Source organism: Microcoleus sp. AT8-A3 (assembly GCF_036705675.1).
GTDB lineage: Bacteria > Cyanobacteriota > Cyanobacteriia > Cyanobacteriales > Microcoleaceae > Microcoleus.
On the sequence record NZ_JAUBVD010000059.1, the window covers coordinates 21,460 to 36,323 of the forward strand.

8 protein-coding genes are annotated in these 14,864 nt (G+C 44.8%); 4 read left to right on the plus strand and 4 right to left on the minus strand.

Annotated features, from left to right (window positions below):
• Positions 1–197: 197 nt before the first annotated feature.
• The 4 genes from QUB51_RS25020 to QUB51_RS25035 form a co-directional block, all read right to left on the minus strand.
• On the minus strand, positions 198–1,088 hold the full coding sequence (locus QUB51_RS25020; protein WP_333057903.1) for an alpha/beta fold hydrolase: 891 nt from the start codon (positions 1,086–1,088) through the stop codon (positions 198–200).
• A gap of 215 nt (positions 1,089–1,303) precedes the next feature.
• Positions 1,304–3,331 (minus strand): adenylate/guanylate cyclase domain-containing protein, encoded by a 2,028-nt coding sequence (locus QUB51_RS25025; protein WP_333234000.1) that lies wholly within the window; start codon positions 3,329–3,331, stop codon positions 1,304–1,306.
• Positions 3,297–8,012 (minus strand): response regulator, encoded by a 4,716-nt coding sequence (locus QUB51_RS25030; protein WP_333234001.1) that lies wholly within the window; start codon positions 8,010–8,012, stop codon positions 3,297–3,299. The genes QUB51_RS25025 and QUB51_RS25030 overlap by 35 nt, the downstream gene beginning before the upstream one ends.
• Positions 8,013–8,666: 654 nt before the next feature.
• Complete coding sequence (locus QUB51_RS25035; protein ID WP_333057906.1) at positions 8,667–9,176, minus strand: hypothetical protein; 510 nt, start codon at positions 9,174–9,176, stop codon at positions 8,667–8,669.
• 77 nt (positions 9,177–9,253) lie between these two features.
• Between QUB51_RS25035 and QUB51_RS25040 the strand changes: the two genes are divergently transcribed.
• From QUB51_RS25040 to QUB51_RS25055, 4 genes are all read left to right on the plus strand, one after another.
• The gene (locus QUB51_RS25040; protein WP_333057907.1) at positions 9,254–10,171 is read left to right on the plus strand and encodes a histone deacetylase; all 918 of its coding nucleotides are present in this window, start codon (positions 9,254–9,256) and stop codon (positions 10,169–10,171) included.
• A 319-nt stretch (positions 10,172–10,490) separates the two neighbouring features.
• Positions 10,491–11,771: a glycosyltransferase gene (locus tag QUB51_RS25045; RefSeq protein WP_333057908.1), complete on the plus strand. Its 1,281-nt coding sequence runs from the start codon at positions 10,491–10,493 to the stop codon at positions 11,769–11,771.
• A 214-nt stretch (positions 11,772–11,985) separates the two neighbouring features.
• Entirely contained in the window at positions 11,986–12,996 is a 1,011-nt protein-coding gene (locus QUB51_RS25050) for a glycosyltransferase family 2 protein (protein ID WP_333057909.1), read from the plus strand.
• A 195-nt stretch (positions 12,997–13,191) separates the two neighbouring features.
• Entirely contained in the window at positions 13,192–13,773 is a 582-nt protein-coding gene (locus QUB51_RS25055; RefSeq protein WP_333057910.1) for a serine acetyltransferase, read from the plus strand.
• Positions 13,774–14,864: the final 1,091 nt, after the last annotated feature.

Consider the following 14,864-nt stretch of genomic DNA (forward strand, 5'->3'; position numbering starts at 1 on the left):
CGTCTCGGTGCTTCTTCTGGTTCGCTCCTCACACGTCCATCAATATAGCTGACTCAGTAAATTGTGTCAATACTTTTTCCAAAAATTGTTTTTTGAGTCGGCTTCTGCCGGGGTGTCGGTGCGGTGGAGCGAGGCAAAACTTTTGCACTGCAAGGGTTTGACTCGATCGCTCAAGGGTTGCCTCGATCGGAAAAATTTTACTTCACTTCCACCAGCCAGTCCAAAATCAGAGCGTTGACTTCACTCGGCCGCTCGTCGTGGGGACAGTGGCCTGTGTTGGGAATGGAAACAAATTTCACGGGTTTATCATTGGCGGCCAATTGTTGATAAATCTGGCTGCCGGCGATCGGCGTCCAGGGGTCGTCTGCGCCCCAAAGTACCAATAACGGACGATCGACTTTGGGCAGCAATTCTGACGGTTGAGGGCCTGGAGGGGCTGTGAGAATCGATGCAAACACTTGTTGAGCTCCGGGATCGCAGGAGGGGGCGTGGAGGAGTTCTACGAGTTCGTCAGTGATGGCTTCGCGGTTCCCGTAGACTTGGCGCAGGGTGTTGCGGATGCGGTGTTTTTGGCGGATGTTGTTGAAGACAAACGGGCCGATCAGGGGCGATCGAACTAATTTAGTAAAAGTCCCCATCACTACTCGCAGCGGGAAATTCAGTTCGTCGGGCCGGTGGTTGAGTCCGCCGGCACAGTTGATTAAGACACCGCCGGCTGATATTTCTGGATGGTTGGCGACTACCATCAAACTCAGCAAAGCGCCGATCGAATTCCCGACAAATACCGCCGGTTCTAGTACCATATCCGCCCAGAAATCAGTCAGCAATTCTTCCCACAATTCCAGAGTGTAATCTAGGGCTGGTTTGGCGGAAGCACCGAATCCCAGCAAGTCCAGCGCAAATACGCGATAGCCGCCGGCTGCGAGTACGGGGATATTTTGCCGCCAATGTCCGATCGAAGCCCCAAATCCGTGAATCAAGATCAGAGGGCGGCCGGTTCCTTGGACGGTATATTGGATTTTGTGACCTTTCCAAGTCCAAATTAGCTTTTCAAAACTCGTTGCAGATACTAATTGTTGTGCAGTCACGGCTATTATGTAAAGTTTCGTTAACTACTTTCATCATAGCAGAAGTCAGTAGTCAGTAGTCAGTAGTCAGTAGTCAGGAATTATTGGTTATTGGTTATTGGTTATTGGTTATTTGTTATTTGTTGTAATGCCCAATTCCCCATGCCCAATGCCCCATTCCCAATTCCCAATGCCCCATTCCCAATGCCCCATTCCCAATGCCCCATTCCCAATTTTTACTTTTTTCCTAGCAACCAATAAGTCATCATATCCCCCTTACCTTTTACCGGAATCACGCCTCGCCTCTCAAACATATACTTATCTTTCAAAAGCTCATAAGTAACATCAGTAACTTGAATGCTGCCTGAAAAACCCGTAGCTTCCATCCTCGCCGCTACATTCACCGTATCTCCCCACAAATCATAAGTAAACTTGCTCACACCAATCACTCCCGCAACCACCGGCCCGGAATTGATGCCGACGCGAATTGCCAGTTTTTCCCCTGTCTCGGCGCACAGCTTTGCTATTTTTTCCTGCATTCCCAGGGCCATTTGGGCGATCGCCTCGGCATGATCCTGTGTCGGCGTAGGCAACCCCCCGACTACCATGTAAGCATCGCCAATAGTCTTAATTTTCTCCACACCGTACTTTTCAGCTAACTGGTCGAAGTGCGAAAAAATTACGTTCAAGCGCTTTACCAACTCGGTGGGAGACATTCTAGCAGACAACTCAGTAAAGCCAACAATATCAGCAAATAAAACACTTACTTGGGCAAAACTATCGGCGATCGTACTTTGCTCCGCCTTCAACCGTTCTGCGATTGGTTTGGGTAAAATATTTAACAGCAACTTCTCGCTTTGTTCTTGTTGAACTTTTAGCGCTTCTTGCGCTAATTTACGTTCTGTAATGTCAGAAACAGTACCCTCATAGTAGATCAGATTACCTTTTGAATCTCGAACAGCCCGAACATTTTCTGACACCCAAATCCGGCGCCCGTCTTTGCGACATACCATAGATTCAAACCCCGAAACGGCATTTTCAGCATCCATAGCAGCCACAAACTCGAGGCGGCGTTCCGGGTCAACGTACAGTTGCTGAGCAATATTGTTAATCTCGGACATCAGTTCTTCTGGCGAGTCGTAACCGTACAATTTTGCCAAAGCTGGATTAGCGCTGATATAGCCTCCTGAAGGCGTGCTTTGAAAAATGCCTTCGATCGCATTTTCTACAATGCTGTGATATTTTTCTTGGGCAATACGTAGCAATTCTTCTGCTTGTTTGCGCTGAATCAAAGAACCTAATTGAGTGCCTACCGCATTGAAAACGTCTATAAATTGTGCGTCTTTCCCATCCGACGAAATTTTAAAGAAAACTAGCACTGCCAATACTTCATCGCCTACCAAAATCGGCACACCAAAACCCGCTTTAAATCCGAGTTCTAGTGCTATTTGACTTTGGAAAAAATGCGGGTAGCCCCTGGAAATATCTTCTACCCATTCCGGTTGCTTGGATGCCCAAACTCGTCCCGGCAGGCCTATATTCATGGCAAATGTTAGTTGTTCGCTTTGCTTGCGGAACGCATCCATCCTCGCGTTGCTGGCATACCAGCCCCTGGCAGATTGCAGCACAGTTGCTTCTGCATTGGGAATCCAAGCTTCTCCTACATCCCATCCGATTGTTTCGCCCACTTGGTGCAAAATTACTTCTAAAGCTGAGTGAAAGTCTACAGCTTCGCCGATCGCCCGCGTCGTTTCCAGCAAAAACCGGATTGATTCTTCAGCCCGCTGCCGTTCTGCGATTTCTTCCTGCAATCTCGAATTGCGATCGTGCAGTTCCCTAGCTTGCAGTTGCAGTTTGCATTGCAGCGAACGAAGAGAAAGTTGGTTTTGGACGCGGGCTAAGACTTCTTCTACTTGAAACGGTTTAGTAATATAATCCACTCCTCCTACTTGAAAAGCTTTAACTTTTTCCAGCACGTCATCTAGCGCACTAATAAAAATTACCGGAATATCTTGAGTTTTTTCGCTTAACTTTAACTGCTCACAAACTTCATACCCGTTCATTTGTGGCATATTAATATCTAGTAAAATTAGATCGGGAGGAGATATTTGTGCCCCTTGCAAAGCCAAGTGTCCGTTAATAGCCTTCCTGACATGATACCCGTAAGATGTCAGCATAGTGGATAAAAGTCGCAAATTATCCGGCATATCGTCAACGATCAGAATGTCTTTACGAGTCGCTGATAATGGATGGTCGTTCATCATAATATAATTGAGTTAAATCGATAATGATATCTATCCGAAAATTATCGACTAAATCTGTTAAAGCGTTAGCGAGATTTGCCTCAGTTTCGGGAATTTCCTTGATCAGATCGAGGATGCGGTTGTCGTCAACACAAAGTGCTGCTCGGTGCAACTCGACCACCCAGTCTGTGGGCATTACACTCAAATCCTCGGTGGTCAAACTTTTAAGCAGCGTCGGTGTAGAAAAAGAAGTAGATAAGTTCTCTTTTTCATAAATATAACGCAGGTTGAGGTGATGCGCTATCTTTTCAAAAAGTACCTCTTCCCGAAACGGTTTACATATCAAATCGTTACAACCAGCAGACAAAATTATTTGTCGCTGCTCATCAAAAGCACTGGCCGTCAAGGCAATAATTATTGTTTCTTTACCTTCGATAGTTTTCTTAATCTCTCTTGTCGCTTCATACCCATCTATCACGGGCATCAGCATATCCATTAATATCAAGTGCGGCTTCCAAGTTGAATGCAAAGCAATTGCTTCTTGACCGTTAGTTGCTTCCCGGACTTCAAATCCCAGGGGTACTAGCAGCTTAAGCAGCAGTTGGCGATTTTCCGCTACATCTTCAACTATTAATATCCGATAAGTTTCCTGTCCTGCTTCTAAAGCAATAACTTGTTTAATCGGCGGTTTTTCTTGTTCATCACTTTGTGTTACTAAGTTAACCCAGATATTAAAGCTAAAAATTGTGCCTTGACCGAGTTTACTTTCAACCGCAATATCACCTCCCATAATTCGGACAAATTGTTGGCTGATCGGCAACCCCAGACCAGTCCCCTGCATGGAATTTCGACCAGTTTCGGTTTGTACAAAGGGCTTAAATAATGTGAAAATTTCTGAGGGAGAAATGCCGGGTCCCGTGTCGGCAATTTCAAAATACAATTGGGATTTGTTTTCTTCTATGGCGTCTTTTTCAGCGTGGCTACTGACGCGCAAAGTAACGGTTCCGTGTTGAGTGAATTTAATTGCATTGCCGACCAAGTTAATTAAAACTTGCCGCAATTTAGCTTCGTCTGTTTGAATGTACTGCGGCAAATTATGGGAATTTTCAAAAATTAGATACAAGCCTTTTGAGTTGGCTTTTAGTTGCAGCATTTCTTTGAGACTGTTGAGAAAGTCGTAGAGATTAAAGCGGCTAGGATTGATAGTAATTTGACCTGCTTCTATTTTGGACATTGACAAAACATCATTGATGAGTTCTAGCAAATGTTCGCCGCTGCGGTTAATAATTTCTATGTATTCTTTTTGTTCTTCCGTGATAGAACTGTTGCGGGCCATGACTTGGGAAAAACCGAGAATGGCGTTGAGAGGCGTGCGAAGTTCGTGGCTCATGGAAGCTAGAAATTGGCTTTTGGCGCGGTTGGCAACTTCGGCGTTTTCTTTGGATTTAATCAGCTCCATGGACTGCCTTTGAGTGCGGGCAAGCAGTTCCGCTTGCTGTAATGCTACTCCTAGCTGAGTACCTACATCAACTGCAACGTTGATTTCAGCTTCACTCCACTGGCGGGGGGCAGAATTTTGATAGGATGCTAGTAATCCCCAGAGCTTTTTTCCAGAAAAAATTGGTACAATAATGTATGATTTAGCTTGAAATTTTTCTAGCAACTGGATGTAACAATTATCGAAACCTTGCTTGTAAATATCTGGGACACAAAGGTAAGTTTTACCTCGGCTGTATGCTCCGCCTTTGGTTTGTTGCAAATAGGTATCGTGGACTTCTGGTGAGATACTATCTAATTTTTGGACTAGGCAAAGTTCGCTGTCTAACGCGCCTTCAGTAAGGTTAGAATCTGTATCCTGTGCTTGGATGAAAGAAACCCACTTGCGATCAAGGGATTCGGCTACAAATTCGCCACTCCAGTCTGGATTGAAACGGTAAATAGCGACTCGATCGCACTTCATGGTTTGGCGCAATTCTCGGGTTGTGGCGTGAAAAATTTCTCGGATATCTAAAGTCTGCCGCATTCTTTCAATGATGCGGGCGATCGCTCTTTGTCGTAAAGCACTTTCTTGCAGTTCCGTTTCTGCTTGCTTGCGTTCGGTAATATCTACAGCCATTAAAGCAATGCCGATCGCTGTACCGTTATCGTCAATTAGCTGAGTATTGTACCACTCGCAGATGATAATTCTGCCGTCTTTAGTCAGATTTTCAGTAGTGCCACTGGATTTGGCGTTCAAGTCGTGATTGGAAATCTCAGATAATTGCGGTTGATAGCTTTCAGGTACGATTAAATCGGAGGCGACTCGACCAATCGCTTCTTGCTCACTGTAGCCAAAAATAGCAACGGCTGCGGGATTCCAAGTAATAATTTCAAAATTGAGGTTTAACTCGATAACCGCGATCGGCGTTTGCTGCAATAAAAATGAGATTCTTTGTTGGGATGCTAGCAGTTTTTCTTCGGCTAATTTGCGGTCTGTGATGTCATTAGCAGTGCCGAGAATTTGTTTGGGTTTACCATCGGCTGTTCTGAGAAATACTGTATCCCAACTGTGCATCCACCGCCATTCACCGTTTTTGTGTTTCATTCGGTATTGACATTCAACGACATCACCGTCTTTGGCTCGATCAACTTTTTGTACGCTATCAAAAAAATTTGGCAAATCATCGGAGTTGAGCAGAATTGGCATCATTGCTGTACCCATATCTTGTATTTCTTGGGCGGTATATCCGAGCATCGTCGAAATTTGTCGATTGGCATAAACATTCCGCTGTTCAATTACATCGTAAACGTACAACAGGTTGGGATTGGAATCGGCGATTGCTTGAATGAAGTGCTGGCTTTCTCTGAGTGCGGATTCTGTTTGTTTACGAACGCTAATATCTCGCGCCACGATAATCACTGAATCTGGAGTCAGCGGAGAAACTTTAGCATCGAGGCAAACGTCGCGCTCTCCGACTTTAAAGCTATATTCAACATTGATAGTTTGCTTCGTTTTTAGAGCTTGTTGGATCGCATTTAATACTAAATCTGCTATAGGTTTCGGCAAGACTTCGTGAGCGGTTTTGTTAATCATTTCGCTTGGAGGTTTCACCAAATTTGTTGATGCTGTCGGGGCGATTTTGATACAGCGCCCTTCTGCATTTCTCACTAAAACTGTGTCAGTCATGGCGGCAAAAATCGCCCGCAATTCTGTTTCCGATTCTTGCAGAGCTTGCTCGGCACGGACGCGGGTGCGAATTTCTGCTTGCAGCACTTTATTTTGCCGATCGAGCTGCTGAATTCGGTTTTTTTCTCGTTCGATCAGTTTAGCTTGAGCGATAGCGAGCCCTACTTGAGCAGCCACAGCTTCTAATAAGTCGATTTCCTCGGAAGTCCATTCCCGGTAACGATCGCACTGGTGCAAACAGATAGCACCGTTGGCCCGGCCTTGGTAAGAAGTGCGAATTGCCAGCATCGATTTTAACCCAACCTTCTGGCAAATCGGTTGAACAGCTTGCAAAAGAGGGTCTGAATAAACATTGTTCGAGGCGATCGCCAGATCTTGTATCATCATTTGTATGACGTGAGGATTGCCCCAAATTGGAACAGGTACGTTCCGAATAGATTCGCAATCGGGTTCGAGATACTCTGCCGCCAGAGGAATATCGACTTGGGGAGTAGTGACGTAAGTATGAATCAAACAGCGATTGACGCAGAATGCCAGACCGACTTGAGTGGCAGCTATTTGAAATATTTGTTCTGGCTGCAAGCTTGAGCGAATTTCTTGAGTTATTTTTGCAATCAGCAATTCTCGCTGAACTTGCCGTTCTAAAGCAGCTTTAGCTCCAGCCATTTCTATTTCTGCGTGCTTGCGCTCGCTGATATCAAAAAGTACGCCATACCAAACAATATCGCCATTATCGCGCATTTCTGGTCGAGAATTAGATTGGAGCCATTTGAGTTTACCCGACGGCGTAACAATCCGCCATTCACAGGCAAAAGGTTCTAAAGTTTGGGCGCTAGTAGCAATTTGTTTTACCAGATATTCGTGGTCATCTGGATGATTTTGATCGAAGCAAAAGTCGGGACATTTTAATATTTCCTCACTCTCTAATTCGTAAATCTCCCGACAAGCATAACTAATATATTCAAACTTAAAATTTCCCTCTGGTTTCTTGATAAATTGATAAAGAACTCCCGGTATATTGACCGCCAATTTTTGCAACCGCGCTTTGCTTTCCCGGAGTGATTGTTCTGTTCGCTTGCGAAATTCTACCTCTTGCTGCAGTTGGGCATTCTGCTGTTTTAATTGTTTTGATAGCTGTTGTATAGTCAATTGACTTTCGATCCTCACTAAAACTTCTTCCACTTGAAAAGGCTTAGTAATGTAGTCAACACCGCCGACTTCAAAAGCTTTGACTTTGTGAAAAGTCTCCTCAAAAACACTCAAAAAAATAACCGGAATTTCCTTAGTTTTTTCGTTGGATTTCAGTCTAGCACAGACTTCATATCCGTTCATTTTGGGCATAGCAATATCTAGCAAAATTAAGTCTGGGAGAACTGCTAAATTAGCATTGACCGCCATTTCTCCCGAAATCGCCCGCTGAACTTTATACCCTTCTTTCGTCAATATATTTGATATAAACCGCAGGTTGTGGGGCTGATCGTCAATAATTAAAATGTGAATACTTTCTTTGTCAAATATCATTTTTTGTCTGGTCATTGTGATTTTTTTATTTCTAGCAGCCGATTGATGATTTAATATATTTAGCGATTTTTTCTGCTCATCATTATTTATTAAACATTTTCACACTCAGCAAATAGAGGATTAACTTTAGATATTAGCCATCAACTAACGCACCTTATGTTTTTTCAATTTCTTGGTTGCTTCTCTTAATTATTCACTCAAAATAACCGTACTTAACTACATTTTCTTGTCAAAAGAAATCGCCTGATTTGCTGTACAAATTAACTCTACCGAAAAACAATTATCGCTTAGGCACTCCAGACCAAAGCAACCGGGTTTCTTAACTTTGTTCAATGGCTGCGACCAAGTATTTTCCTACAACCCGGTTGATTCGCCCAGGACAGTTTCTTGCTGGAGTTTAGCATTAAAATTGCCCGGAGGATAACACAACTTTCTGGACATTTTGCTCGCACGTTCAAAGGGTTTTAGCACAGATACACACATGGACATACCACGAGGTGAAGAAACCGTTTTTGACTCTTGTCGCTGCAACAAAGTATGGCTGTGAAAAACCTCGGTTTTGACCCACCGACTCCTGAGTCTTAAGATATTTATAGGTAACTAAGAGTATATAATAGCAATCCACCCCGCACCCAAAGCTTACCCTATAAAATATTTTCTCGGTCTTTTCTATGCCAGCAATTCCTTAAGTTTAGCAATATTTTCATTGCTTAAGTAAATTTTAATTTCTAGTTCTTGGTCAGATTCCCACAGCAACAGCAGATTATCTTCGCCCAAGGCGATTTCGGGATTGTTTAATTCAAGTGTTTGATATTTAACTTCGGGAATTCCTACGCGAATTACCAGTTCCGATTCCAACTGAGGATAGATGTACAATTGCTGTTGCAAGTTGTCAAGTTCTAATTTGTCAACTGTGTTGTTACGTTGGACAGGAGAATCTGGTTTGTACCAATAGAGAGTTTCCTCCCGAATTTCGGGATTGACTATCACAAATGTTTCGTCAAAACGCTGGGGGTGCCAGTGAATTTCGCTCAAACCGCCGATTTGCGGAATCAGTCGCTCTACCCAGCTAATTTCTTTCCCGTTCAGGTTTCCCCACCACTGACTGATATTATCGAGATTGTCAGCATTTTCGGGGTCGGTGCTGCCGGACTGCCAGACTGTTTTTAGTTGTTGCATATACAAGTTCTCCAGCGAATTTAAATTTGAGATTGCAGGCGTTCAATTGGAGATTCATTCGTTATACAATAATTTTAATGGACTTACCAATTATTTACCACGAAGATTACGTTGCACCTCTGCCACCGGCTCACCGCTTCCCGATGGCCAAGTTTCGGATGCTTTACCAGATGCTGCTCGCGGACGGGGTAGCAGATAAATCGCAATTTCACGCTCCCGAACTTCCCCCTCAAGAATGGATTGAATTAGTCCACGACCACTCCTATGTTCAAGCTTACTGCAACGGGACGCTGGATAACAAAGCGACTCGGCGAATTGGTCTGCCTTGGAGTCGGGCCCTGGCTAACCGCACTTGCACTGCGGTTGCAGGAACTGTACTAACTGCAAAACTCGCTTTAGACTACGGTTTGGCTTGCAATACTGCGGGCGGAACTCATCACGCCTTCCCTGCTTTTGGGTCTGGTTTTTGTATTTTTAATGATTTGGCGATCGCCTCTCGCGTCTTGCAAAAAAATGGTTTAGTTCGCAAAGTTTTAATTGTCGATTTAGATGTCCACCAAGGAGACGGAACCGCCGTAATATTTCAAGATGACAGCAGTGTTTTTACTTTCTCGATGCACTGCGAAGTCAATTTTCCCGGCACTAAACAAAAGGGCGATTTAGATGTACCTTTGCCTGTGGGTATGGAGGACGACGAATATTTACAAACCTTGGATAAATTCTTACCAGATTTGCTTTCAAATGTCAAGCCCGACTTAGTTTTATACGATGCTGGAGTAGACCCTCATCACGGTGACAAACTGGGAAAATTAGCTTTAACTGATACGGGCTTATTTCGCCGGGAAATGCAAGTTTTGATGGCGTGTTTGGCCGGCGGCTATCCCGTTGCCTGCGTGATTGGCGGGGGCTATTCCGATGACGCGAAGGGGTTAGTTTACCGACATTCGCTGCTGCACCGAGCTGCCAGTCAAGCCTACAGGCAGTATCGACTTTGATCCAGCAAGAGTCCGGACACTTTTTCTATTGCCCAATGGCTTATTCTTACTTGACTTTGAGGCTAGCGTAAATAATGAAATCAAAGTCATCTCTACCCCTGACGCGGCATTTAATTCGACTTTTTTATGCTGCTTGCCCTGTAAGGCTTGTAGTATAGTTCCAAAAACTGTGCGGAGTATTGACCCAGATTGGGGAGATTTAATATGGACTTCAGTATTCTTTGGCGATATGATTGCGTGTTTAGGGTGTCAATTAATACTAAAAACAGGCTAAAGTGGCATTAAAATAGATATATCGCATTCAATCCTAGTGTATTTTATGGACTCCAACTCGTTAAATATCACAGAAGATGGGGCCAAAGAACCGACTTTGATGCCCATAGACAAGCACTACCTGCTAGTCCTCAACATCCCATCCTTCCGCGACTCCAAAGGCTGCAGGTATCTCGATTTAATGTGGGCTAAAGACCTAACTCAACACTTTAAGTATTTGAAAAACTTGACGCTAGCATCTCCGTGCGTGCGAGAAACCCTCCCCGAAAATACCATAGAGGTGGATTCGGAAACATCATTTGCTGATGCTAAATTTATTGACCTTCCCTCCCCAAATAGCTTGGCCAAAGGAATATTTCTGCTGCCGGCAACGGTTGCCCAGCTTTGGGGCGCGATCGCATCTTCAGATATCGTACATAGTGGCGTAGCAGGCTGGCCGATTCCGATGGCATGGTTAGTGACGCCCATAGTCCTGATACAGCGGAAACCATACCTGCTCATAGTCGAGTCCGCACCGTGGCGGCTGCAGCCGGGAACCCCTGCCAGCATTAAAGCCAAAATTCAAGCTTACATATACGAAACATTGAATCGCTGGTGCATCAACAGCGCCGACTTGACAATCTTTACACAGGGAGAATATCAGCAAAGTTTATTAAAAAAACCACACAAAAAAAGTCACATAATTCACGCTTCGTGGATAGATGAAGAAAATATCATTTCGGAAGCAGAGGCGACTAAAATATGGCAGGAAAAACTGTCAGCCTCGCCCAAACAACTAAAAATTCTATTTGCGGGCAGATTGCATCCACAGAAAGGTCTGTTAGTTCTCCTAGAAGCAATGAAAATCTTGGACGAGGAAAACATTGCCGTCAAGCTGGACATACTAGGTGAAGGCGAACTGTTAAGCAACTGCCAAGCAGCCAGCAAGGCAATGCAAAAATCGGTACAGATCGAAGTTTTGGGAACTATTCCTTACGGGAGAGAATTCTTCAGCCGGCTGCAACAATATCATGCTGTTGTGGTTCCCAGCACCTCAGACGAACAGCCCAGAATAGTATACGATGCTTATTCCCAGGCCGTACCTGTACTGGCAAACAACACTGCCGGACTCCGCGACTGCATCGAAAACGGCATCACAGGCTCGATCGGTAATTGCAATGACCCAGTTGATTTAGCAAACTTGCTCAAACAGTCGGGAGAAAACTTGAACCTACTTCAAAATATGGGCATGGCAGGTCTGAAACAGGCTCGCAGCCTGACTCACGAAGAAATGCACCGGCAGCGGTGGCAGCTTTTGTTAAGAATGTTGGAGCAATCAAAAAAGTAAGTAGGTAGGCGCAAATAAACCGGGCTGTGTAAAGGAATGTAAAGCTGTCAGAAGCTTTGGGATTGCTTCGTTTCACGGAGTGACCCTCGCTTTTGACTACTTGTGTATTTTCCGACTCATCTACTTAGGCGATACCTGTACTCCGGGCGATCGCTCCAGCTTGCCAGATGGGTACAACTTGAGCTAAAAAGTTGTTAAACAAACAACGGTACTTATGTCGAAGGCCAGCGAGTCCAATCACCCCTATCCACTGCTGGTTGTCATTGTTAACTACCGAACCTCTAGTTTGACAATTGACTGCTTGCGCTCTCTAGTTAGCGAAGTTCAATCGCTGCCCGGTATGCGAGTTGTAGTTGGCGACAATGCTTCAGGCGATCGCTCTGTCGAAGAAATTAGTAGTGCGATCGCCTCAGAAGGCTGGAATGAATGGGCATCCTTCGTTCCCCTAGAGCGCAACGGCGGATTTGCTTTCGGCAACAACGCCCTGATCCGTCCCGCCCTCCAATCCACCAATCCCCCCCCTTACTTCCTGCTGCTTAACCCAGACACCATAGTTCGCCCAGGTGCCTTAAAAGCCCTCGTCGATTTCATGGACACTCATCCCGAAGCCGGCATCGCCGGCAGCCGCTTGGAAGACCCCGACGGCACGCCCCAGGAGTCAGCTTTTCGGTTTCACAACATCTTGACAGAACTCGATTTTGGTTGGCGGACAGGCTTTATATCCAAGTTATTAGCCAACTGGGCCGCAGCGCCTCCGATTTCCCAAGAAACCTGTCAAACTGATTGGGTAGCTGGAGCCAGCATGATCGTCCGTCGCGAAGTATTTGAAAAGATTGGCTTGATGGATGAAGCTTATTTCATGTACTGCGAAGAAATGGACTTTTGTCTGCAAGCGAACAAAGCTGGCTGGAGTTGCTGGTACGTACCTGAAAGTCGCGTTGTGCACTTAGTCGGCCAAAGCTCAGGCGTCACTGACACCAAAAAGCCCGCCAAGCGGCTGCCTACCTATTGGTTTGATTCCCGGCGCAGGTACTTTATCAAAAACTACGGCTTGGTTTACACAGCATTAACTGATGTATCCTGGGCTTCGGGTTTTGCAGCCTGGAGGGTGCGTCGCGTACTTCAAGGCAAACCAGATGGCGATCCACCACAATTGCTGAGAGATTTTGTATTAAATAGTGTATTTTTTAAGGGGGGTAAGATTGAAAAATCCAAAAACTTTTAAAGGGAGTTGGTAAATCGGTCAAAGCCAACTAAACCAGGTTAGCCTAGGCAAGCAAAATATTTTATGATGCAGCCGAGGAATTAGTATTCTCGATCGAGAAAACCGGATTGCTCCTTCCTCACAAACCTGATAGACCCATTAATATCGTCGGCATCTAGCAATAGAGTAAACAATAAATAATGTCAATTAGAGCTTATGGTAACTGAGCAAAACTTAATCACCACTGAAAATCAAGTAGAAGACCCCGGCCTGGGACTGTGGCAGCAAATTAAAGAAGACTGGATTGCTCATGGTCGAGATTGGACAAAACCGGGATTTCGCGCCGTAGCAGTGCAGCGTTTTGGCGTCTGGAGAATGCAGGTAGAACCGAAATTACTGCGAGCTCCTTTGAGCATTATTTATCGAGCACTCTACCGAAAAGTCCGCAATAGTTACGGGATAGACTTGCCTTACACTGTGAAGCTCGGTCGTCGCGTGGTGATTGAACATCAAAACGCTATTATTATTCACGGATATTCTACGATCGGCGACGACTGCATTATCCGCCAAGGTGTAACGTTGGGAAACCGCTATTTGGACAAGCCGCTGGAATCCCCTCAATTGGGCGATCGGGTTAACGTCGGCGCTGGTGCAAAAATCCTCGGAAAAGTAAACTTGGGAGACGACGTAAATATCGGTGCTAATGCTGTAGTTTTATCAGATATTCCCGCAGGCAAAACAGCAGTAGGTATTCCTGCCAAGATTCTTCAATCTACCAAAAACCAGGAAAATGCTTAGATCAATATTGCAAAAAATTATCCGCCATCTTGCGATGCGTTACGGCAAGTTCCGTGGCCTTTACATCCAATTCTGTAACGCCTGTGCCCCAGAATACACAGAATTTCTCCCCCGCCATGGCAACTTGTAAGCGCTAGGCGAAAATTGCAGCATCTGGCTCAATACGGTCTTTGGAGATCCCGCCTAGGTCCGCATCGGCAACAATGTTCACTTCTCCTCTTATACCGTGCTCGGCCACGACGGCTCGATCGCCATGCTTAACCGGGCTTACAACGTTAAACTAGATGCCGTAGGCAAGATACCTCTCTTCTGTCACTAAGCGGCAGAAGAAAATAAGAATTCACTCTCATTTATTAAGTAAGAGAAGGGATTTGGGTAAAAATTCATTAACGATCTTAATCGAGCCTGTAGATAATTGTGGAATCGGAAAAATTTTTAGCCACTATTGTATCAAGTTAAAGCTAATTAAAGCTTGTAATATTAATCTCAAATTGTTTAGATGCCTCTTCCAACTTTTTTTTCATCAAGCGTCTTGATGTTTCTCAAAGCGGTGGAGAAGTGAGAAGTTTTTTGCGGATAAAGAGCTGGGTGATGGAGTCTGGGAGTTAACGGCTCTATTAGACCTAGTATAGAGGCCGATCATCACGTAAGCACTACAAACGATTTCCCACCATTTTTCAATCTGTGAATATTGGGTGACTCGGAAATCCGCCCACCCTAATTCACTCTTACTTTGTCGAAAACCATATTCAATCCAAGTCGTATTTCCATACAAATTCCCAACTTCTTTAGCTAAGACTTCCGGAATTTGTGTCATCATATAGCAGGTTTAGTTTTCGGAAATGGTATCTATATATGTTGTGATTTCCCAGTAACGCAATGCTCTCTTTTTTCCATAAATATTTTCTCGAATATAGCGCCATACGGTTCAGTTAAGGTCGATCCCCTCGGCGCCAAGGGCGGGAACTCTTACAGCACTTCCGGGTGTTATGAGGTACAATAAGAATAGATTAAAACCCACATTCCGCACCCCAAACTGGCACATAGTCGGATTGAGGGGGTAAAAGTGAATCACCCGAGACAAGGGTGAG

Bases quoted from the DNA above. Each gene is read 5' to 3' on its own strand.
- QUB51_RS25025 (WP_333234000.1), bottom strand. From the start codon at position 3,331: ATGATGAACGACCATCCATTATCAGCGACTCGTAAAGACATTCTGATC.
- QUB51_RS25030 (WP_333234001.1), bottom strand. From the start codon at position 8,012: ATGACCAGACAAAAAATGATATTTGACAAAGAAAGTATTCACATTTTA.
- QUB51_RS25035 (WP_333057906.1), bottom strand. From the start codon at position 9,176: ATGCAACAACTAAAAACAGTCTGGCAGTCCGGCAGCACCGACCCCGAA.
- QUB51_RS25040 (WP_333057907.1), top strand. From the start codon at position 9,254: ATGGACTTACCAATTATTTACCACGAAGATTACGTTGCACCTCTGCCA.
- QUB51_RS25045 (WP_333057908.1), top strand. From the start codon at position 10,491: ATGGACTCCAACTCGTTAAATATCACAGAAGATGGGGCCAAAGAACCG.
- QUB51_RS25050 (WP_333057909.1), top strand. From the start codon at position 11,986: ATGTCGAAGGCCAGCGAGTCCAATCACCCCTATCCACTGCTGGTTGTC.
- QUB51_RS25055 (WP_333057910.1), top strand. From the start codon at position 13,192: ATGGTAACTGAGCAAAACTTAATCACCACTGAAAATCAAGTAGAAGAC.